19 protein-coding genes are annotated in these 21,042 nt (G+C 46.8%); 8 read left to right on the forward strand and 11 right to left on the reverse strand.

All coding sequences use genetic code 11. From position 1 onward, the window contains the following. A partial coding sequence (locus N5P32_RS10925; protein ID WP_265729106.1) for an alcohol dehydrogenase catalytic domain-containing protein occupies nt 1–335 on the reverse strand: 335 nt, incomplete at its 3' end. A gap of 157 nt (nt 336–492) precedes the next feature. Between N5P32_RS10925 and N5P32_RS10930 the strand changes: the two genes are divergently transcribed. Next, entirely contained in the window at nt 493–1,413 is a 921-nt protein-coding gene (locus N5P32_RS10930) for a LysR family transcriptional regulator (RefSeq protein ID WP_265216982.1), read from the forward strand. 29 nt (nt 1,414–1,442) lie between these two features. On the opposite strand, the gene N5P32_RS10935 is transcribed toward N5P32_RS10930, so the two are convergent. Beyond that, nucleotides 1,443–2,342 carry a LysR family transcriptional regulator gene (locus N5P32_RS10935; RefSeq protein ID WP_265729107.1) on the reverse strand — a complete coding sequence of 300 codons (900 nt, stop codon included), beginning with the start codon at nt 2,340–2,342 and terminating at the stop codon, nt 1,443–1,445. A gap of 121 nt (nt 2,343–2,463) precedes the next feature. Between N5P32_RS10935 and N5P32_RS10940 the strand changes: the two genes are divergently transcribed. Genes N5P32_RS10940 through N5P32_RS10950 form a run of 3 tightly spaced genes read left to right on the forward strand, consistent with a single transcriptional unit; the run spans nt 2,464 to nt 3,945 of the window. Beyond that, complete coding sequence (locus tag N5P32_RS10940; protein ID WP_265729108.1) at nt 2,464–2,916, forward strand: MBL fold metallo-hydrolase; 453 nt, start codon at nt 2,464–2,466, stop codon at nt 2,914–2,916. Continuing rightward, entirely contained in the window at nt 2,849–3,331 is a 483-nt protein-coding gene (locus N5P32_RS10945) for an MBL fold metallo-hydrolase (protein WP_265729109.1), read from the forward strand. The genes N5P32_RS10940 and N5P32_RS10945 overlap by 68 nt, the downstream gene beginning before the upstream one ends. Then, nucleotides 3,325–3,945, forward strand: a complete 621-nt coding sequence (locus N5P32_RS10950) for a DsbA family protein (protein WP_265729110.1) — start codon at nt 3,325–3,327, stop codon at nt 3,943–3,945. The genes N5P32_RS10945 and N5P32_RS10950 overlap by 7 nt, the downstream gene beginning before the upstream one ends. Nucleotides 3,946–4,021: 76 nt before the next feature. Here N5P32_RS10950 and N5P32_RS10955 read toward each other — a convergent pair whose 3' ends face one another. The 5 genes from N5P32_RS10955 to N5P32_RS10975 all read right to left on the reverse strand — a co-directional run bounded on the left by N5P32_RS10955 (nt 4,022) and on the right by N5P32_RS10975 (nt 9,388). Then, a complete protein-coding gene (locus N5P32_RS10955; RefSeq protein ID WP_265729111.1) occupies nt 4,022–5,086 on the reverse strand; it encodes a lipid A deacylase LpxR family protein in 1,065 nt (354 codons plus the stop codon). A 228-nt stretch (nt 5,087–5,314) separates the two neighbouring features. Further along, entirely contained in the window at nt 5,315–6,688 is a 1,374-nt protein-coding gene (locus N5P32_RS10960; protein WP_265729112.1) for a TIGR00366 family protein, read from the reverse strand. 100 nt (nt 6,689–6,788) lie between these two features. Continuing rightward, a complete protein-coding gene (locus N5P32_RS10965; RefSeq protein WP_265729113.1) occupies nt 6,789–7,964 on the reverse strand; it encodes an acetyl-CoA C-acetyltransferase in 1,176 nt (391 codons plus the stop codon). Nucleotides 7,965–7,981: 17 nt separating this feature from the next. Continuing rightward, nucleotides 7,982–8,641 (reverse strand): CoA transferase subunit B, encoded by a 660-nt coding sequence (locus N5P32_RS10970; protein ID WP_265729114.1) that lies wholly within the window; start codon nt 8,639–8,641, stop codon nt 7,982–7,984. 42 nt (nt 8,642–8,683) lie between these two features. After that, a complete protein-coding gene (locus N5P32_RS10975) occupies nt 8,684–9,388 on the reverse strand; it encodes a CoA transferase subunit A (protein WP_265729115.1) in 705 nt (234 codons plus the stop codon). Nucleotides 9,389–9,559: 171 nt separating this feature from the next. Between N5P32_RS10975 and N5P32_RS10980 the strand changes: the two genes are divergently transcribed. Together N5P32_RS10980 and fdhA are read left to right on the forward strand one after the other, a co-directional pair. After that, the gene (locus N5P32_RS10980) at nt 9,560–10,441 is read left to right on the forward strand and encodes a LysR family transcriptional regulator (RefSeq protein WP_265729116.1); all 882 of its coding nucleotides are present in this window, start codon (nt 9,560–9,562) and stop codon (nt 10,439–10,441) included. Between the two features lie 163 nt (nt 10,442–10,604). Further along, complete coding sequence (gene fdhA / locus N5P32_RS10985) at nt 10,605–11,798, forward strand: formaldehyde dehydrogenase, glutathione-independent (protein ID WP_265729117.1); 1,194 nt, start codon at nt 10,605–10,607, stop codon at nt 11,796–11,798. 66 nt (nt 11,799–11,864) lie between these two features. Here the strand turns inward: fdhA and N5P32_RS10990 are convergent, their stop codons facing one another. Further along, nucleotides 11,865–13,385, reverse strand: a complete 1,521-nt coding sequence (locus N5P32_RS10990) for an NAD(P)H-hydrate dehydratase (protein ID WP_265729118.1) — start codon at nt 13,383–13,385, stop codon at nt 11,865–11,867. A 185-nt stretch (nt 13,386–13,570) separates the two neighbouring features. On the opposite strand from N5P32_RS10990, the gene N5P32_RS10995 reads away from it, so the two are divergent. Further along, a complete protein-coding gene (locus N5P32_RS10995; RefSeq protein ID WP_265729119.1) occupies nt 13,571–13,885 on the forward strand; it encodes a VF530 family DNA-binding protein in 315 nt (104 codons plus the stop codon). Nucleotides 13,886–14,019: 134 nt separating this feature from the next. Here the strand turns inward: N5P32_RS10995 and mdoH are convergent, their stop codons facing one another. From mdoH to N5P32_RS11010, 3 genes are all read right to left on the reverse strand, one after another. Beyond that, nucleotides 14,020–16,152 carry a glucans biosynthesis glucosyltransferase MdoH gene (gene mdoH, locus N5P32_RS11000; protein ID WP_265729120.1) on the reverse strand — a complete coding sequence of 711 codons (2,133 nt, stop codon included), beginning with the start codon at nt 16,150–16,152 and terminating at the stop codon, nt 14,020–14,022. Between the two features lie 23 nt (nt 16,153–16,175). Further along, the gene (locus tag N5P32_RS11005) at nt 16,176–17,795 is read right to left on the reverse strand and encodes a glucan biosynthesis protein G (protein ID WP_265729121.1); all 1,620 of its coding nucleotides are present in this window, start codon (nt 17,793–17,795) and stop codon (nt 16,176–16,178) included. A gap of 193 nt (nt 17,796–17,988) precedes the next feature. Then, nucleotides 17,989–18,912 carry a LysR family transcriptional regulator gene (locus N5P32_RS11010; protein WP_265729122.1) on the reverse strand — a complete coding sequence of 308 codons (924 nt, stop codon included), beginning with the start codon at nt 18,910–18,912 and terminating at the stop codon, nt 17,989–17,991. 132 nt (nt 18,913–19,044) lie between these two features. On the opposite strand from N5P32_RS11010, the gene N5P32_RS11015 reads away from it, so the two are divergent. Further along, the gene (locus N5P32_RS11015; protein ID WP_265729123.1) at nt 19,045–20,958 is read left to right on the forward strand and encodes an FAD-binding monooxygenase; all 1,914 of its coding nucleotides are present in this window, start codon (nt 19,045–19,047) and stop codon (nt 20,956–20,958) included. Nucleotides 20,959–21,042: the final 84 nt, after the last annotated feature.

Genomic DNA, 21,042 nt, shown 5'->3' on the forward strand with positions numbered 1-21,042 from the left:
CGGGTACGACAACCATCAGGATTATTCGCCTTACAAGCCGCACACTCACCACAGGTTACAGACGGACGAACAACAACCCGCTGTCCAACTTTTAGTCCTTGAACCTCAGCGCCAATGGCATTGATCTCACCCACAAACTCATGACCGAGGGTAACGGGCAATTTAGAACGCATCCATTCGTAGCTCTTCGTCCACTCATAAACATGCAAATCACTACCGCAGATGCCTGCTGCCAAAACCGAAATACGAACTTCCCTTGCCTCAGGCAAGCCCAACTCAGGAACCTCAGTTAACTCAATGCCCAATTCAGGCTTCGACTTTCTTAACGCAAGCATCAGATCTATCCCCAATCAACACCAAGCTCCATTGCACACCTTACAAAAGGAGGCATGGAAAAATTCATTATTGTGGGAAGCAGTATCTGACATTCAATTGATATATAACAAATATCAATTTAGTATGCTTTCTATATATTAAAGATATAGGTAAAACATGGAATTAAGACATTTACGTTATTTTATTACCGTCGCAGAAAGCGGTAGCTTCTCTGCCGCAGCGGAAAAGCTATTCATTTCTCAACCGCCTTTATCTATGCAAATTAAACAGTTAGAGGAAGAAGTGGGCGTCCCCTTATTAACGCGATTACCCAGGGGCGTGCGACTCACCCAAGCTGGCATTCGCTTCTTAGAAGAATCAAAAGCCATCCTGAACCACATTGAGCGAGCCAAAGATCTCGCGAAACATGAAGACAACGAACACGGTGGCCTCCTCAGCATTGGCTTCGTCCCTTCTGCCAGTCACACCGTATTGCCCAAATTGATCAGCAAACTTCGCAGTCTGCGGCCTAATATCGAAATCAAAGTCAAAGAAATGGTCACGGCAGAGCAAATTACCGCCATTGAAGAACACAAAATTGATGTCGGCATTGCACGACCTTCCACAGTCACACGAAATAATACCAACATCGTCGCTGAGCTTAATGACCCTTTTTGCCTAGCGTTGCCTCTGCATCATCCTCTAGCTAAGCAAAAATCGTTAACACTGAACCAAGCAGAACATGAGCCATTTGTTTTCTTCACCCGTTTCATTGCGCATGCCTACTACGACCAAATCATTGGATTGTGTATCGATGCAGGCTTTTTCCCAAAGACTCAATGCGAAGCCAGTACCATATACGGCGTATTAGACCTCGTCAGTTCTGGGCTTGGAGTGGCCATTGTACCCGCGTCAACCGTATTGCTGAGCACCAAAAACGTACAAATCGTTCCCCTCAAAAACCCAAGCCGCCCCAGCGGCATCGCACTCATGCACTCAGAAGAATCCGACAACGCCATAATCAAACTCGCCTCAACCTGTATGAAAGAAGCCCTATCAGACATTGAAGCAGAAACACGCGAACGGCTGATGCTCTGATGAACAAGTAATTAAAGGAGAACACACATTCACCAAGGATGCTTGGCAAAGTAGCGTTCTAGGTGATCGATCAAAGCACGAACATTGGGCGATAGATGTTTTCGCGAGGAATAAAGCGCGTAGATCATCAGGTCTTTGGGTTTCCAGTCGGGCAAAAGGTGTTGTAAGCGGCCATCTTGTATGTAGCGATTGGCTAAATACGTCGGTTGTAGACACACGCCCATGCCATTTAGTGTGGCGTGTAGCAGTGCCGTAGCTTCGTTGATACTTAAACGACAATCCAAAGAAACCGATTCAAATTGGTCGTTCTGGGATAGGTGCCAGATGTGACGTTCTAAGTTTTTATACCCCAAACAAGCATGATGTATTAAATCTTGCGGATGTTGAATCTCGCCTCTTGTTTGACGAGATTTTTCAAGATAAGCCGGAGACGCTACCAAGACAGATTCACACACGGCAATGGGTTTACCGATTAGGGAAGGATCTGGATTCGAGGCGATTCGTATGGCAAGGTCGATGCTTTTTTCAGTTAAATCTGCAGTGCTGTCTTCTAAATCAATATCGATATGAACTTTAGGATGTTGATACATGAAATCTTGAATAGCGGGCATAAGTTGGGAGAAACCAAATGACATGCTGGTGGTGATTCGCACTAGGCCCGATAGCGCGTCGCTAGTGTTGACCATGGCGGTGATTTTATCGGCTTGTTCTAGCCACTGCTCCACATCTTTTAAGCAGGCCTCCCCAGCACTGGTGAGGGAGATCTTTCGGGTCGTACGATGCAACAGACGAATTTTCAACCAATCTTCCATAGCTTCGATATAACGCGTCACCATGGGGCGTGACATATTTAAACGATCTGCGGTACGAGAAAAGCTGCGCGATTGGGCAACATCGATAAAAACTTTAGCTGCTGTCACTCTGTCCATCTTTTATTCACTTATTTGAACGATATAAGAAACAATCATGCTCATTTTTGTGTATTTTTCCGAGCACGTCAATTCTCTATGATGGCCACATGAATTAAACAATCACTCTTTGGAGAGAAACATGAAAAAATTGATTACATTGGCGGCTTCTGCACTTATCGCTCATTCTGCTTTTGCGGCAGACACTAAACCGTTAACGCTAGATATATATAATGCAGCGCCTGACAGCTTTGGTGTTACCTCTACTTTGGTTTATGGCGAAACAGAAGCTATGGTGATTGATGCTGGCTTTACTAAAGCAGACGCCTTGCGCATTGCCGCTAAAGTATTGGATTCTAATAAAGAGTTAAAAACGATCTTTATTAGTCAAGCAGACCCAGACTACTACTTTGGTGCCGAAACGTTGCATGACATTTTCCCTAAAGCTGAAATCATAACCACACCAGCCGTTCAAAAAGTTCTTGAAAAAGAAAATGGCGGGGAAATTGGCTTTCTGGGGGCCAAAAATGGGCGCGAACGCCCCTGTAGCACCTATCGTTCCGACTGCTTACACTCAGTCTACTTTGACTGTTGACGGTCAAACTATTGAAATTCGTGGTACTGAAGGTGTGTTGGCTCACCGTCCTTACCTTTGGATTCCTGCAAACAAAGCGATTTTGGGTAACGTAGCGATATTCGGAAACATGCACTTGTGGATGGCCGATGCACAATCGGATGAGTCTCAAGAAGCTTGGAAAGCACAATTGAAAGAAATGCTTGCACTTAAACCAACAACGGTTGTTCCTGGTCATATGGCAAAAGGCACAGCATTAACGGCTGATAACATTACGTATTCTCTTGACTACATCAATGCCTTCCAACAAGCAAAAATGGACAGCAAAGACAGCGCAGAATTTATTAAAACAATGACAGCAGAATACCCAAATGCACAAGGTGCTTTGAACCTAAACATCGCAGCTAAAGTACATAAAGGTGAAATGACATGGTAAAAGTACATTATTTTTTCGACCCAATGTGTGGTTGGTGTTACGGCGCATCGTCATTAATCGAAACTCTGGCTGAAATGACGGAGTTCGAGATCACCTACCACCCAGGTGGCATGATTCCGAAACGTGCCATTGACCCGTCTTTCAGACAGCATATTTTGCAGGCTGATGGTCAAATTGCCGCTATGACTAAAGCCCACTTTGGCGATGCTTACAAAGCAAGAGTGGCGGGAGCCGATGATTTCATTGTGGACTCCTACTCCACAACTCGCGCTTTTCTTGTTGGTCAAGAAATGGGGGTTGAAGCACACAAAATGCTTGCAGCGATTCAAAAAGCCCATTACCAAGATGGTAAGCATTTGGATAAGTTATCAGTATTAGAAGCTTTAGCTGTGTTTATGGGATTAGACAAAGTCATATGGAACGAAAAGATGGCAAAGTCTGAAGCAAACATGCTACGCCAAGTTCAAGAAAGTCACGATCTTATGGGGCAAATGAAGGTCAGCGGGTACCCCACATTTATTATTGAAAAGGACCATGGTTTATTGCGTCTGCCGCACGGTAATTACTATGGAAAAGCGGACGAATGGAAAGACTATTTGCGCTCGTTAGTGTAACGCTGTTGATCGCCTTTAAAAGAAGGCAAATCAGCCTTGTCTGAGTTAAAGAGAAGGCTGATTCAGAGCGGAAAAGTTACAACTTCCGTGAAAACGTGAGTGTTCCATAACGGGTAAACTTATCCATTTCTCGATCATAATCGTCGCCACCAATGGTAAACGGCGAGTTGATTGCAAATGACAAGGCACTTTCGCCCCAAGAGTACGTCAGTCCGGAAGACAGCATATTGTTGCGATGATCGTAGTCAATGGAACGACTGTCATGGAACGTATTGCCATCGGTGAAAATCTGGTTAAACGTGTAATTCAACGCCACTCCCATATACACAAACCAACCTTGGTTTACGGCAATGGGGTTAGAAGTTCTCGAATCCGCTAACAAAACCGTAGCAAAGGATTCTTCTAGATTTTTACCGTAGCGCACCATAAAGCCTGTACTAACAGCACTGCGCAATGTTCCTACGCTCATTTCAGCGCCCGACAACACGTCTATAGTATTACTATTGGACACCCAAGACCGCCATGTTCGCCCTCGGGACAGTTCAAACACCAGTTCATTATCCAGCTGAGTGTCCCAGCCTCTTGGCGTTCGTGCACTGATGACTTTGTGCACTGCTTTTTGCGTTTGCTCACCCATGGCCAACGGCCCAACAATCCCCAATGTTGTGCTTACCTTATCAGCGTAACGAGGGCCAACCACGATAAAGGTGTTAGTAAAGCTTAATAATCCAGAGTAAGGAAACGTTCCCTCAGCAGGCACCACTTCTTCAATATCATAGGGGGTATTTAGTGTCTGACCGACACTGTAAATGTTCACAGAGGTTTCAATACTACCGCTTGGCATGCTCCACATCAGTGGCTTCACCCATGCGTCTGGCAGATCAGCGGATGATTCTTTATCATTTACATCATAAAAAGAGACATAGATACCATTCGTATAACCATTGTCTTCATTAACAAAAAAATCGTTATCCAATGTGGCAGAAAACCAATTCACCTCCGCGAACGCTGGCATACCAAACAATAAAACCAATCCAAAAAGAGACTGCTTCAGTGTACTTACGCTGTTTTTCTTAATCACATCTCTGTGCTTTACCACTCCTTTTAAATCAATACGATGGTCTGTCATTGCCTTGAGCATTTTTCACCTATACACGCTTATTTCATATTCATACGATAGAACTGACACGTATTATAAAGTGAACCTATACGAACGAGGACAAATAAGAGTTATAACTTAAAGGAAATAAATGAAAGAAAGACATATAATATTCAAGAATACATCCTATTATGAAATAAATGGGTAAAAATGAAAAAGCCACCGCCTGACATTGATCAAACGATGGCTTTTACTGTCAATTAGATCCGTTTAGAAAATCAAAAATCCAAGAGAGATAATCACGCCAGACCCGATCAACGCCATCAAGCAATAGCCCATCACGTCTTTTGCACCTAGACCCGCAATCGCCAACGCTGGCAGAGCCCAGAATGGCTGAATCATATTTGTCCACGCATCGCCCCATGCAATCGCCATGGCCGTTTTCGCAGCGTCCACTCCTAATGCCGCACCCGCTGGCATCATGATTGGCGCTTGTACCGCCCACTGACCGCCACCAGAAGGCACAAAGAAATTAACAATGCCCGCGCTCAAGAAAGTAAAAAGAGGGAACGTGGTTTCATTAGAAATCGACACAAACGCCTGAGAGATCACACCAGCCAATGATGCACCAGTGTCACCGGTTGCCGTCATCATTCCCATGATCCCAGCGTAGAATGGAAATTGCAGCAAAATGCCAGAACAGTTGCGCGCTCCCTGAGAGATCGAATTCAACAAACTCTTCGGAGTGCCATGCAACAAAATAGCGGCAAACAAGAAAGTGAAGTTAACAATATTCAAGTTCAGCGCGAAGCCCTTGGTTATAAAGTAATAAAGGATGTAAGCAAAGCCCATCACCCCCAACAGCAACGACAAAGTTCGGCTGTTTTCCAAACGCTCTGCCGGTGTCATATCCGCTTTATTTGGTGTTTCGACCACCTGCTCTTTCAGCAATTCAGCATCAATGGTCACGGTGTCTTGCGGCGCTGGGTGCATCAAACGGTTTAACAGTGGAATAGTGACAAACATCACGGCCAAGATCGTTAAGTTCATGGTGGAGAAAATCGTCTCGGAGGTAGGAATCGCCGCTGTCACCGCCCCATTCGTGACTTTTTCTATGTTCGCACCACCCGCAATAGACAAGGGAATAGAGCCAGACAAACCACCATGCCAGAACAAAAAGCCGCTGTAAGCCGATGCGATCAACAAACGGTAATCCACGCCTTTAACGCGCGCAGCGATTTCACGAGCAAAAATAGCCCCCACAACCAAACCAAAGCCCCAGTTAACCCAGCAGGCCATCGCACTGATGACCGTAACCAAGATAATCGCTTGGCCAGGTGTGTTGGCCACACCCGCTAACATGGCAAGTTTACGTTTGAATGCTGGCGCACTTGCCATAGCATGACCCGTCACAACCACCATGGCCATCTGCATGGAAAAACTTAACAAGTTCCAAAAGCCGCCAGCCCAGGCATTAACGACTTGCATTGGTCCTTGCCCGGTGCTCGGCATCACCAAAAGGAAAACGACGAACGTCAGCACAATGGCAAAAATGAAAGGGTCTGGAAGATAACGCTGTAATAAGGTAACGAAGAATTGGCTTATTTTTTGTAAGCCTGTTTGCTTTTGATCAAAAGTTTTCATTAATTCATCCTGTCTTTTTATATTTTTTATAGAACAGATAAAACGCAAAAAAATGGGCTATCGCGAGATACCCATTTCCTGTTGTTTTATTGTGATTACACTAGCGTGACACCAACATCGCAACGCCCATGCCGCCGCCAATACAAAGCGTCGCCAAGCCTTTTTTCAGGTCTTGTCTCTGCATTTCATGAAGCAAGGTCACTAAAATTCGGCAACCTGACGCTCCAATAGGGTGACCCAACGCCACAGCACCGCCGTTGACGTTGACTTTATTTGTGTCCAATCCAAGCTCTTTGTTCACGCACAACGCCTGTACTGCAAAGGCTTCATTGGCTTCAATAAGATCCAAATCGGCGACTTGCCAATTGGCTTTTTTCAGCACTTTTTGCGTCGCCGCAATTGGCCCTGTCCCCATGATTTCAGGGTCAACGCCTGCGCCACTGGCTGCTTCAATCACCGCCAAAATAGGCAGCCCCAGACGCGCGGCTTCCTCGTCGGACGTGACGATAACCATCGCCGCGCCATCGTTCAATGTTGACGCATTGCCCGCTGTCACACTGCCATCTTTGTTAAAAGCAGGACGCAATTTAGCCAGCGACTCTGCGCTGGTATCCGGGCGAATTTGCTCGTCAGCATCGACAAGAATAGGATCGCCTTTGCGCTGCGGGATTGAGATAGGCACTATCTCTTCAACAAAGCGACCAGCGGCTTGGGCTTGAGTGGCTTTTTGTTGGGAATTTGCGGCAAACACATCTTGCTCGGTACGGCTAATCTCCCAACGGTTGGCGATGTTTTCCGCTGTTTGGCCCATGTGGTAATCATGAAATGCATCCCACAAGCCGTCTGTCACCATGGAATCCAACAATTCCCAGTTGCCCATTTTTTTACCTGAACGGCTGTTTGGTAACACATGCGCCGCTTGGCTCATGCTTTCTTGTCCGCCCGCCACCACCATAGTAGCGTCACCATTTAAAACGGCTTGTGCCGCTAGTTGCACGGCTTTTAAACCAGAGCCACAGACTTTGTTAATCGTCATAGCAGAAACATGGCTGGGCAACCCAGCGTGAACAGCGGTTTGGCGCGCCGGGTTCTGACCACAGCCCGCGGTCAGTACTTGACCTAAAATCACTTCTTCAATCTGATCTTTCAAAATAGGTTGTTTGGCCAACATGCCAGACAAAAGCTGAGTGCCAATCTGAACGGCACTTAACGAAGACAAAGCGCCATTAAAAGCGCCAATCGGGGTTCTTGCTGCTGCAACGATAACGGCTTTCATAGAAGCTCCTTTAATTATTAGGCAAAGACCATTTCTGGCACATGATCTGGCACGATCAATTTACCTTGCGTCTTTTCAATAATGTCTTCAACAGACACGCCCGGTGCTCTTTCTTTCAATACAAAAGCACCGTCTTCTATTTCAAGCCACGCCAAATCTGTGAGGACTTTTTTGATACAGCCTTTACCTGTTAATGGCAAAGAACAATTGGACAGCAATTTGGATTCGCCATCCTTGGAGGCGTGCGTCATGGTGACGATAATATTCTCGGCACCGGCGACCAAATCCATCGCGCCGCCCATGCCCTTGATCAATTTACTAGGAATCATCCAAGAAGCAATGTTGCCATTAACATCCACTTCAAAGGCACCCAACACGGTCAAGTCCACATGACCGCCACGGATCATGGCAAAAGATTCCGCGGAAGAGAAAATTGATGCACCTTTCACGGTTGTTACGGTTTGTTTGCCGGCGTTGATCATGTCGGCGTCGATGGTGTCTTCGGTCGGAAACTCACCCATACCCAACAAACCATTTTCAGATTGCAGCATCACTTCCATGTTGTCAGGAACGTAATTTGCCACCAAGGTAGGAATACCAATCCCAAGGTTGACGTAAAAACCGTCTTGTAATTCTTGGGCAACTCGTTGCGCCATTTGCTCTCTGGTCAGTGACATAGGAAACCTCTTTTTCTTATTCTGTTGTCTTATTCTGTGGACTTATTCGGCGCTCTTAACGGTTCTTTTTTCGATGCGTTTTTCAAACGTACCGAGCACAACTCGATTCACATAAATACCTGGCGTATGGATGTGAGCGGGATCCAGCTCACCAACCTCGACGATTTCTTCCACTTCTACTACGGTAATTTTGCCTGCGGTCGCAGCCAGAGGATTGAAGTTTTGTGCGGTATGACGGTAAATGACGTTACCGTAACGATCGGCTTTCCAGCCTTTAACGATGGCGAAGTCGCCGACAATGGCTTCTTCTAGTAAGTATTCACGGCCATGGAATTCTTTGGTTTCTTTTGCCTTCTGCAACTGGCGTACCCACGCCTGTTGCGGTGTAAAAGCCGGTATTCCCGCGCCGCCTGCGCGCATTTTTTCGGCTAACGTGCCTTGAGGTGTCAATTCGACTTCAAGCTCGCCGTTTAATAATTGCTTCTCAAACAAGGCATTTTCGCCCACATAAGACGACACCATTTTGCGCACTTGTTTGTCTTCAAGCAGAATCCCCAAACCAAAGCCATCCACTCCGCAGTTATTCGACACAATCGTCAAATCACGGGTGCCCTTGCGTTTGATCTCAGCAATTAAGTTTTCAGGAATACCGCACAAGCCAAAACCACCTGCCAGTATTGTCATGCCATCTTCTAACCCCGTCATTGCCTCTTCATAAGACGCAACAACTTTGTCGAAACCTGCCATTGTCTTCTCCTACTTTTATTATTTTGATTGCCGATCAGTTTGACTCATGCGGATCATTTAATTAAATTTGTTTTTCCTATTTATTAATAAGTTTTGCAAATATATTTAAGATCATAAAAATAACATAATTAAACTCAGTAGTAGCAAGCACAGATGTGCGTAAAGGACGTCATGAATATAAAACAAGTTAGAGCGTTTCTTGCCGTTGCCCAGTCAATGAGCTTTGCCAGTGCTGCCACACAGCTGCATTTGTCTCAACCCGCATTGAGCTTATCGATTAAAAGTTTGGAGGATAATTTAGGCGGCAAGCTGTTTACTCGCACCACGCGGCACATCACCCTCACACCAGAAGGCGAAGCGCTTGCTCCCATTGCGAGGCGGCTACTGGCGCAATGGGAAAACGCCGAAGACGAAATGAAACAACGCTTTGCCTTACAACTGGGCAAAATCACCATTGCGTCCATGCCGTCTTTTGCTGCGTCACTCTTGCCCAAAGCCATTCGCAATTATCACGCATCTTATCCCAGTATTCAGGTCGCCATAGACGATGTACTTTCCGATACCGTCGTCGAAATGGTGCGCAATAACCAAGTGGAATTGGGCATTACTTTTGAGCCAAACACCTTACTCGACTTGTCTTTTTATCCGCTGTATGAAGACAGGTTTATCGCCATTTTGCCTAACAATCATCCCTTAGAAGCAAACACAGAGATTCATTGGGAAGCCTTACTAAAATACGATTTTATTACCTTGCAGCGGCCTTCCAGTGTACGCACCATGATAGAAAGCACCTTGAATAAAGCGGGTATAGAGCTCAACGTCGCATTTGATGCTCACCAACTTGCCACTGTTAGCCGTATGGTCAGCGAAGGCATGGGCGTCGCCGTGGTCCCCGCACTGTGCCGACAACAAGCCAGCGAGCAAGGCGCCGTCTGTCGCCCTATCATACAACCTGAAATCCGCCGTCGCGTTGGCGTAATCTGCCATCCGAGGTCTCATTTATCCATCGCGGCCGCCGCCATGCTGGATGTGCTGATCAATACCTATGCTTGAACCCGCCCAATAAAAAAACATAAACGAAAAACAGCGAGGCTCCCTCGTGTTACGTCGTTTTCAGCCCCTGTTTCTGTCGTATAAAGACCCATCCTTTTTGCTACTGGTGACAAAATAACCAGTCACGCACACAACAAAAACAACAGCAAAAAAGGATGTCATTATGAGTAACCACGCAAACAGAGGCGTTATTTACCAAGGTAACGGTACCGTTAAAGTCGACGCTATTCCCTTCCCAGAACTGGCTATTGGCAAACGCCGATGCGACCATGGCGTTATTCTCAAAGTTGTTACCACCAACATTTGTGGTAGCGACCAACACATGGTTCGAGGTAGAACAACCGCGCCAAGTGGCTTAGTACTTGGTCATGAAATCACGGGGCAAATTATCGAATGCGGCCGCGATGTGGAGTTTCTAAAAGTGGGCGATTTGGTGTCTGTGCCATTCAATATTGCTTGTGGTCGTTGCCGTAACTGTAAAGAAGGCAAAACCGGCATTTGCTTAAACGTTAATCCGGCTCGCCCTGGCGCGGCGTATGGTTACGTGGACATGGGCGGCTGGGTTGGCGGACAAGCCGACTACGTCATGGTGCCTTATGCCGATTTTAATTTGCTGAAATTCCCTGATGCCGATCAAGCGCTGGAGAAAATCCAAGACCTGACTTTACTCTCTGACATTCTTCCCACCGGTTTCCATGGCTGCGTTACCGCAGGCGTAGGTCCGGGTTCTACTGTTTATATTGCGGGTGCTGGCCCTGTTGGTTTAGCGGCCGCAGCCTCAGCGCATTTGCTTGGTGCCGCCTGTGTTATCGTTGGGGACATGGTGCAAGATCGATTGGATCAAGCGCGTTCGTTTGGCTGTGAAACCATCGATCTAACTCAAGACGGTGACATTCAAGATAAGATAGAAGCCATTCTTGGTGATCGCGAAGTGGATGCTTTTGTAGATTGTGTGGGGTTTGAAGCACACGCTTGTGGCTGCAATCACCATCAAGAATCCCCTGCAGTAGTATTGAACTCTGCTATGCAGATGACCCGCGCGGGTGGACAAATTGGTATTCCAGGTTTGTATGTCACCGAAGACCCAGGTGCCACTGATGACGCTGCGAAACAAGGCAGCCTAAGCATGCGTTTTGGCCTCGGTTGGGCGAAGTCTCATTCGCTTCATACAGGCCAATGCCCAGTTATGAAATACCATCGTCAACTGATGCAAGCCATCTTGTTTGATAAGATCGACATAGCCAAAGCCGTTAACGTACAAGTCATCTCACTTGACGAAGCACCTCAAGGCTATGCTGACTTTGATGGCGGCGCCGCGAAAAAATTCGTTATCGATCCACATAAAATGGTCAGTTAATCCGCCCATTCTTTAGTGAATCTCTGACAAATAATGCAAAAGGCCAACCTATCGTTGGTCTTTTTGTTAGTTTTCCGTTGAACAATACTTCTGTTTAAAATCACTCAGTACAGCGGGTAAGCATTCAGGTAAATCTTCAGCAATAAGACCTATACCAAACACATTGGCCACTTCACCATGTAACCAAACTGCCGCCGCGGCAGCATCAAATGGCGCCATACCTTGAGCAAGCAAGCCGACAATAAAACCAGCTAGCACATCACCAGAACCACCCGTTGCTAAATGCGCCGGCGCGTTCGAATTGATAATTGCCTGACCATCAGGTGAAGCAATCACGGTGTCTGCGCCTTTTAGTAACACGACGGCACCGCTCAGTTTGGCGGCAAGTCGCGCCCGCGTTACTTTGTCAGTAGCGTGAACGTTATTAATCTCTGGAAATACTCTCGCGAATTCTCCTTCGTGGGGCGTCATCACACAAGAGCCATTAATAGCGCCAAAAAGCGTTTGCGGATCACCTGCAAAAGCACTGAGCGCGTCGGCATCCAACACTACAGCGCGTTTGGTTGCCAAAGCAGACAGCACAGCATGACGAGTGCGCGTTTTTTCTTCACCTTGTAACCCAGCTCCAGGACCAATACAAATAGCATTAAGACGCGCATCAGTCAGCAATTCGGCAAAAGCCTCTTGCTCGCGCCCTTCATCTAGCGATGTCGCCATCACGCTGGTCAATGAGGCCGCGTAAATAGGCCAAATTCGACTTGGTGCCGTTACCGTCACTAATCCGGCGCCTATACGCAACGCACTTCGAGCGGTTAAGCGACTCGCTCCCGTAGTACTTTCACCGCCGAACACGACCGCATGACCGCGATGAAATTTGTGCCCTTCTAACCTTGGCCAAGGGTAATGCTGACACCATAGTTCGGGGCTGTTTTCCCAAGTTTGAACCTTAATATCCGCTAACACCTGCTCAGGAATACCAATATCAGCAACAACCAATTCTCCGCACAAGGCACGACCAGGGAACAGTAAATGTCCTGGTTTTTTGCGAAAAAACGTCACGGTTAATACAGCTGGCGCAACCTGACCAAGCGCTTCGCCAGTAGAACCGTCAACACCACTTGGCACATCCACGGCAAAAATTGGCAGTTTACGCGCTATCATCGAATTCACCATATCACGATAACGAGCGTCTAGTGGCCTTGATAAACCTGCCCCAAACATGGCGTCAACGACTAATTCAACCCCATCAAAAAGCGCATCAGAAAAGGTTTCGACTCGCCCTTGCCACGCTTTGAAATGATGCATGGCTTCTTTCGAAAGAGACGTTTCATCCCCATGAAAAGCCAAGCACACTGGCCACCCTGCAATGTGCAAAAGTCGAGCAATCACAAAACCATCGCCGCCATTATTACCCGGCCCACACAACACCAGAACAGCACGTTTTGACCAACGTCGACGAATGGCTTCAACCACAGCAAAACCCGCTGCCGCCATCAAACTCACCGCTGGCAAGCCCTTCTTAACGGCAGCCGAATCCGCTAACGCCATTTCGGTTGGCGTTAACAGCATTTGGCTATCTTGTCTCATCCTGTACTCCATTACCTTTCACCTATTGAGCATCGTTTTTTTGTATTCATATTTTTTTAAAGACATACGATTGCAATCGTACTCTACATTAGAGCCTATACTAAGCATTGCTATATTGTCGCAGACGACACAGGTATGATGTCGCGAAAGACTTAACCTACTTTAGACTATGACCGGACACACTTATGAACGACGAGATCAACTACGAAAACAATCCGCTGCATGGCTTGGGTTTAGAAGAACTGCTTACCCAGCTGGTTGATCATTATGGTTTTGATATTCTCTACGCCTACTTAAACATCAACTGTTTCAAAACGAATCCAAGCATTGAATCCAGCGTGAAGTTTCTTAAAAAAACCGAGTGGGCGCGGGAAAAAGTGGAAGTTTTTTATCTTTATAAATACAAAAACTTACCACGCGTGTCATCGGAGCAATTCGATCTCCCCCCAGAAAACGCATCATCCCTAACGGCCAAACGCCCCGCGAGCCTGCTGAACTGAGTTTTGAAGACGCGGAGCGCGTACGAGAAAAGCAAGCCAAAAAAGCAGCAGAGCATGGCAAGTCAAAACGCTATAAAGAACGTGAGTTCGAAAATTTGTGGAAGCGATAAGCCAACGTTTTTGCTTCGTATTTTCTACGCCAACGCCTCTCTTTCAGCCAGCGCACCGACCCGCTGTTGGTCTGGTAAATACTTCGCCATTGCTGCCATCAGTTCTCGATGTTGCAGGATGGCAAGACACTCTTTTTCATTTAGATGATCTAGCAAACTTTGAATATTGTTGCTGTTAAGGATTTGCCATTCAGCGCATATCCAAGCACGGCAAAATTCTTTGTTAGGTTCATCGGTTGGCATTTGTGCTAGGTGCCAATAAAACAGTTCAGGATCAGACGATAAGCGCTTTAAAGAAGATGCCGCGCGATTAAAATCAAGCTCAGTTTGGTCATTATCATAACGACTTTGCATGGCAATAATTGGATGCGGACGTTTTTCTTCTGGCGCGCGCATCAATCCTAGGTAGTGAATCACATTGCCTCGTTTTGCGCCGCCGCTTAGCCAAGATAATGGAATGGACAAGATCAAACCAAAGCTGATCGGTAACGACCAATAGAAAAGCTCTTTGCTTAAAAACAGTGCTCCTCCCGCTAAACCCAGCCCTAGTAACGTATGGCTACAATGAGCACGAGCGGCGACTTTCCATGAGGTTGCGCCGTCGTCACGGGATTGCGGCTTCCAGCCACTGTCTCGACCTTTGAAGACATCGTATACCACCTGAAACTGAGACAGCATCAAAATCGGCGCGTACAAGGCCGACAAAATCGTTTCGGCCAAGGTGCTCAACGTCAGTAAAATCGGCCCGCCAAATTGCATGCAGCGACGCACGTTCAACATGGCCGACAACCAACCGTAAGCTTTAGGGGCTAACACCAACGCCATAGACAGGATGAACAAAGAGCGCGCTTTTTCGAAATCGAATACCGGCCAAGTCGGAAACAAAGAAGGATTAGCAAAATACTCTGGACGAACAAAATAGGCCTGAACTGCCAACGCAAAACCTACGACAATCAGCATCAGCCAAAACACAGCGCTTAAATAAGACATGATGCCAGACAGCAAATGCAATCGAGTCGCAATATGAAAACCCTTAGCAAACACAAAGGCTTTGTGCTGCAAATTTCCCTGACACCAACGACGATCGCGCACAATCACATCCACCAGCGACGGCGGCGCTTCTTCATAGGACGCGGTGAGGTCGGTATCAAAGCGAACGCCCCAACCTGCACGACGCAAAAGTGCGGCTTCCATAAAATCGTGGCTCATGACATGGCCACCGAAAGGTGCTTTACCTTCCAAAATAGGCAGACCACACGCATCAGCAAAAGCTTTCGTGCGAATAATGGCGTTGTGCCCCCAAAAATTAGACGAATAACCATGCCACGCCGCCAGACCAGACGCATAAATTGGCCCAAAACAATGATTAGCAAACTGCTGAATTCGGCTATATAAAGTGTTTGCACGAATGATGGTCGGCAAAGTTTGAATCAGACCTAACCCCGGTTCTGCCGCCATACGACGAGTCAGAGAAATCAAACATTCTGCGCCCATCAAACTGTCGGCATCCAATACGATCATGCATTCATAATCGTCTCCGTAACCCATCACCCATTCGGCAATGTTACCGGCTTTGCGTTCCGCATTATGGTAGCGACGACGATAATAAATAGGACAGGCCGCCGCATCGTCATTCAGCAGCGGATAAAACGCTTGTTCTTCGGCAACCCACGCATCGGCTCGGTTGGTATCACTCAAAATGAAGAATGCAAATTTGCCCGGAGCCTGCTTGGTCAAATCTTCGTGCATGGCCTGAATATTGGCTCGAATTCGCAACGGATCTTCATTATAAACCGGCAATAAAATGGCCGTCACACCCTCTACATCTTGTTCATGGCGTCGGCGCGAAAACGGCCATAATTGAAAAACCACACCCAATGTCGCTTGTGAAAAAGCAAATGAAATCCACGTAAAGTTAATGCAAAACAACACCAAAAACGCCCACTGTAAACCAGCGATCGCGTTGGTATTCAACACATCGTACATTTCCGTTGCGCCGTACCAAGACAAAGCCAAAGTGCTCGCCAAGACAAACAAACGCGCCAAAAAAGTCGTGACATTAAAGTGCTGCACTCTGAACTTACGCGCCTGAGAAGCCTCATTCACATCGTGTCGAGGCATGTCTAACGGCGCGCGGATAGGTAAAGCGGGTTTCATTGTGTAATCCTTTATTAGCATGACTATTCCTTCATCCAGCGATACAACCAAGTAGGTGCAACTGCTGTATCACCTTGTTTTAACTGCATTCTCAATTCAGACAAATCGGCGTCTTGAGGATCAAAAGACACGTATACGCGAACGCCGTTGTTATGTGGATTTTTTACAATAAGGGCTTCTAAAATACGTCCCTTGCTGATGCTTGCGTCTACGGTCAAGGTATCCACATTAATGTCTGGCATCTTATTAAAATCAATCACGACTTCTGGGCTTGTTTTAAACAGTTTCACCCCTTTGGCGCTGCGAACAATTCGAGGGGACTCCAATGACACCGGCGTGTCATTGGACCAAGTCATTAAATATTGATAGGTGTAAGTTTGGTCTTTTTTTAAGCCTTCAGCGGGCTGCCAATAGGCAACAATGTTGTCATTGGTTTCGGCTGTAGACGGGATTTCCACCAACTCAACATGCCCAGCCCCCCAGTCATTCATCGGTTTAATCCACGCAGATGGCCGCGTATGGTAATTGGCTTCCAAATCTTGATAGTCTTCAAAGCGACGATGTCGTTGAATCAAACCAAAGCCTTTGGGTGAGACATCACTAAAAGCGCTTACTTGCAGTGTTTTTGGGTTATTTAACGGACGCCACACCATTTCGTCTCGTCCAGTTAATATCTGTAGTCCATCCGAATCGTGAACCGCCGGGCGATAATCTGGCACCTCAGACACATCCAAAGACGTGTTGTGCATGAACATAGACGTTAATGGCGCAATACCAACGTGCTTCAAATCCACTCTAGGAAACAAGGTTGCCTTCACATCCACTCGTGTCGGTTTCCCCGGATAAATGCCAAAACGATAAGCACCAGTAATGCTTTTACTGTCTAATAAGGCATGCACCACAATAGCATCTTGACTTGATGCTGGTCGTTCAATCCAAAATTGTTTGAACATAGGAAACTCTTCGCCCTTTGGCTGTGCCACATCTACGGTGAGGCCGCGAGCCGATAACCCATAAGACTGCCCCTTTGAAACGGCACGAAAGTAACTTGCCCCTTGAAAGACAATAAATTCATCATTTATGTCCGCTTTATTGATCGGATAATGCAGCCGCAACCCAGCGTATTTGCCTACTTTGGCAATCAGTTCACCTATTTCATTATTCGGTGTAGAAAACGAATCGGATGACACACTGAGCGGCACCGCTCGGCCATTTTCAACCACATCAATTGACACCAAATCTTGGTACAAAAAACCTGGCGCAAACAACTGCACAGAAAATTTAGTGGGTGTATTGCCCCAAACCGCTTGGTTTTGTTGAAAATTGATTTGTCGATACATGGAATAATCCATGTTTCTTAATGTTTGCGGGGCTTTTTCAGCGGGCGTCATAGGAGATTTAGCCAACTCTTTTGCCAAATCAATCACTGTTTGGTGAGAAAAAGCATAGCCGTTTGGTATAGCCGCGGAGGTGGCTTCATTTGCGATCTGGAGTTGGGGTTGATCCACAACGGGCGATGTATCGACTTCCGTTTCCATGTCATTGGCTTGAACGTAGCCGATCGTGCTCAATAACAATGAGGTTAAAAAAGGCAATTTGATAAATCCAAACGCAGCGGAACGACATTGAGGGAAAAAAATCAAAAAAAGCTCTCTTGTTATTTACTATGGGAACAACTATTAAGGAAACAACCACATACAAAAAACCAATGGTGGCCGCTATTTGGTGAGTATCATATCGTCAAAGACACCTTAGATTAAGGCAGTAAAGTTGGAGGAAATCATAAGAATTAAGGAGAAAAAGTGGTAAACGTTTCTCTGTATCGTATCGCCAATATCATAAGGGCAGTTCGAACATGGGTATAGACGCTTCTAGATTTTTCATGAAATCCTGAAGCAAAACTTGCACTTTCATTCCATCAGGACGCTCCAGGTTATCGACTCGAGACCAAAGCGCGATGTCTCGCCTTGGCCCTAGCGGCCCTTCTACTTGAATCATCTGATCTGGCTGAATGTCGCCCGTCATCAACGCCAACCGAGCAGGCAATCGAACCAACATATCCGTCGTGTTTAACAAGTGCAAAACCGAACGAATGCTGCCCGTAAACGCCATGCTGGCCGCTTTTAAGCCAATCAGTTCACTTGGTCGATCCAAAAAACCCGCGTTTGCGCCAGCCACCAGCCAATTTTGTTGTTCTAGCACGGCTTGAGAGATTACCTTTTTCGCCCCTCTCAATGGTGATTTTTTGCCCACAAACACCCCAGACCGATCTTTAAAAAGAAGCTGCCTTTCTAGAGCACCTTGTTTCACCGACAAATGCGCAGGCGCTAATAAAAAATCTAATTCCCCCTTCTGTAATAACTCAATCTGCGCTGCGGCAGAACCCGTGCGAAAATGAAACACATAGCGCGTCTCTCGCATAAAAAATGCCGTCATTTGCTCAACGGTGGCAAATTCCCACAATGGGTCGATTCCAATCACAAATTCATTCTGATAACCGCTATGGAACTGACGAATGATCTCTTCGCCCTGCTCAGTTTCAGCCAAAATTCGCTCGCCAATTTGCGCCAACCTCGCCCCAATATCCGTGGGCTGAACGCCGTAACGCGTTCGCACCAACACAGGTGCGCCCACCTTCATTTCTAACTGCTGAATGCTGCGCGTCAGTGTCGGCTGCGTGATATAGAGCTGTTCGCAGGCGCGACTCAACGACCCCTGCTTCACCACGATGGCCAATTGCTTTAATAGGTTAGGATTCATCTATGCATTTTCTATTAGTCTTGGTCAAAAAATCTATTATTCCTGATATTTAAAAAGCATTAGAGTGGATTTAACACAAGACAGCAAGTCTTTTCCCAAACGAACACACTAACAATAATAAGAGGATTCACCATGCAATTTTACCAAGACGGTTTTCATCCAGGCGACCCTAGAATCAGCCACCCAGCCGATCGCGTTATCGCGCCACCGCTGAAGCAGCCGTTGCCAAAACAGGTTGACGTCATGATCGTTGGTTGCGGTCCAGCTGGGCTTAACCTCGCGGCACAATTATCAAAATTTGCGTCCATTTCGACCTGCATTGTAGAGCAAAAAGACGACCGACTTTTAGTTGGTCAAGCCGACGGTATCGCGTGCCGTACCATGGAAATGTTCGAAGCCTACGACTTCGCCGATCACATTAAACAAGAAGCCTACTGGGTCAACGAAACGGCTTTTTGGAAGCCCGATGCAGAGCAACCAGAGCAAATTTCTCGTAGCAGCAAGATACAAGATGTCGAAGATGACTTGTCAGAAATGCCGCACGTCATCATCAACCAAGCGCGCGTTCACGATGCTTTTTTAGAGGTTATGCGTCACGGCAGCCGCAAAATTGAGCCACATTATTCCCGCCAGTTACTCGATCTGACGGTCAATCACAACGACGCCGATTACCCCGTTACCCTGACCTTTGAACGCCTAGATTCACAACACCTTGGTGTCATTGAAACGGTAAAAGCCAAATACGTTGTGGGTTGCGATGGTGCTCGTAGCACAGTTCGTAAGTCGATTGGTCGAGAGCTGGTCGGTGACTCTATTAACCAAGCATGGGGCGTCATGGATGTATTAGCGACAACGGATTTTCCAGACATTCGCCTCAAGTCAGCTATCCATTCCAGTAACGAAGGCAACATGCTCATCATTCCCCGCGAAGGCGGCTACATGGTGCGTTTGTACATTGAATTAGACAAGTTGAAAAACAATGAGCGCCTCAGTAAACAAAACATTACGACGGATTATCTGATTGCCGCGGCTAATCGCATTTTGCATCCCTATACCATCGATGTGAAAGAAATTGCATGGTGGAGTGTGTATGAAATTGGACAGCGGCTTACTACGGCATTTGATGATTCCGACGAGACCCATTTGCCACATGTGTTCCTTGCTGGCGACGCTTGCCACACCCACAGCCCAAAAGCCGGACAAGGCCTCAATACATCCGTCAATGACACATGGAATTTGGGCTGGAAACTGGCTCATGTATTGACTGGCAGAGCCAACACAGAGCTGCTGAAATCTTACTCATTCGAGCGACAAACAGTGGCTCAGCAACTGATTGATTTTGATCGCGAGTTTTCAAAAATGTTCAGTGCAAAACCAAAATCTGCCACGAATCCAGAGGGAGTCGACCCTGCCGAATTTCAGAAATATTTTGTTCAATTTGGCCGCTTTACGGCCGGTACCGCCATCCACTATCCGCCGTCAGATTTGGTATCGACTGGACAGTATCAACATTTGGCTGCCGGACAGACCATTGGCATGCGTTTGCATTCTGCCAAAGTGACGCGTCTGGCTGACGCCAAGCCAGTTCACTTGGGACACAGCTTGAAAGCCGATGGCCGCTGGCACCTTATCGCCTTTGCAGGACAACAAGACACGATGGGAGACCAGTGCCGAATAAACGCCTTATGTGACTTTTTGCAGAATGACACAACATCCCCCATAGCGCGCGTGACGCCAAAAGAGGCTGACCTGGATGCCATCATCAACGTCCAAGCCGTCTTTCAAGCCAAGCATCGAGACATGAATGTCGACAGCGTTCATCCTCTGCTACAACCAGCAAAAGGCCCATACGGACTAAAGGATTACGAAAAAGTCTACAGCGCTGTCTGTGAAGGAAAATCGTTTTATGACCAACGGGGCATCGATAAAGCAAACGGCTGCATCATTCTCGTCCGACCAGACCAATATGTTGCAGATATTCTGCCGTTGGACGATTACAAAGGGATAAAAGACTTTTTTGAAAAAGTCTTAACGACACAAAGCTAAGACACCAGCCACACATGTAAAAAATAATAACCGAGCGCTACATCACCGGTGGCGCTCGGTTTTTTTGTGTAGACAGCAAATACC

Origin of the sequence: Marinomonas pontica, from assembly GCF_026191375.1 — a bacterium.
GTDB classification, from domain to species: domain Bacteria; phylum Pseudomonadota; class Gammaproteobacteria; order Pseudomonadales; family Marinomonadaceae; genus Marinomonas; species Marinomonas pontica.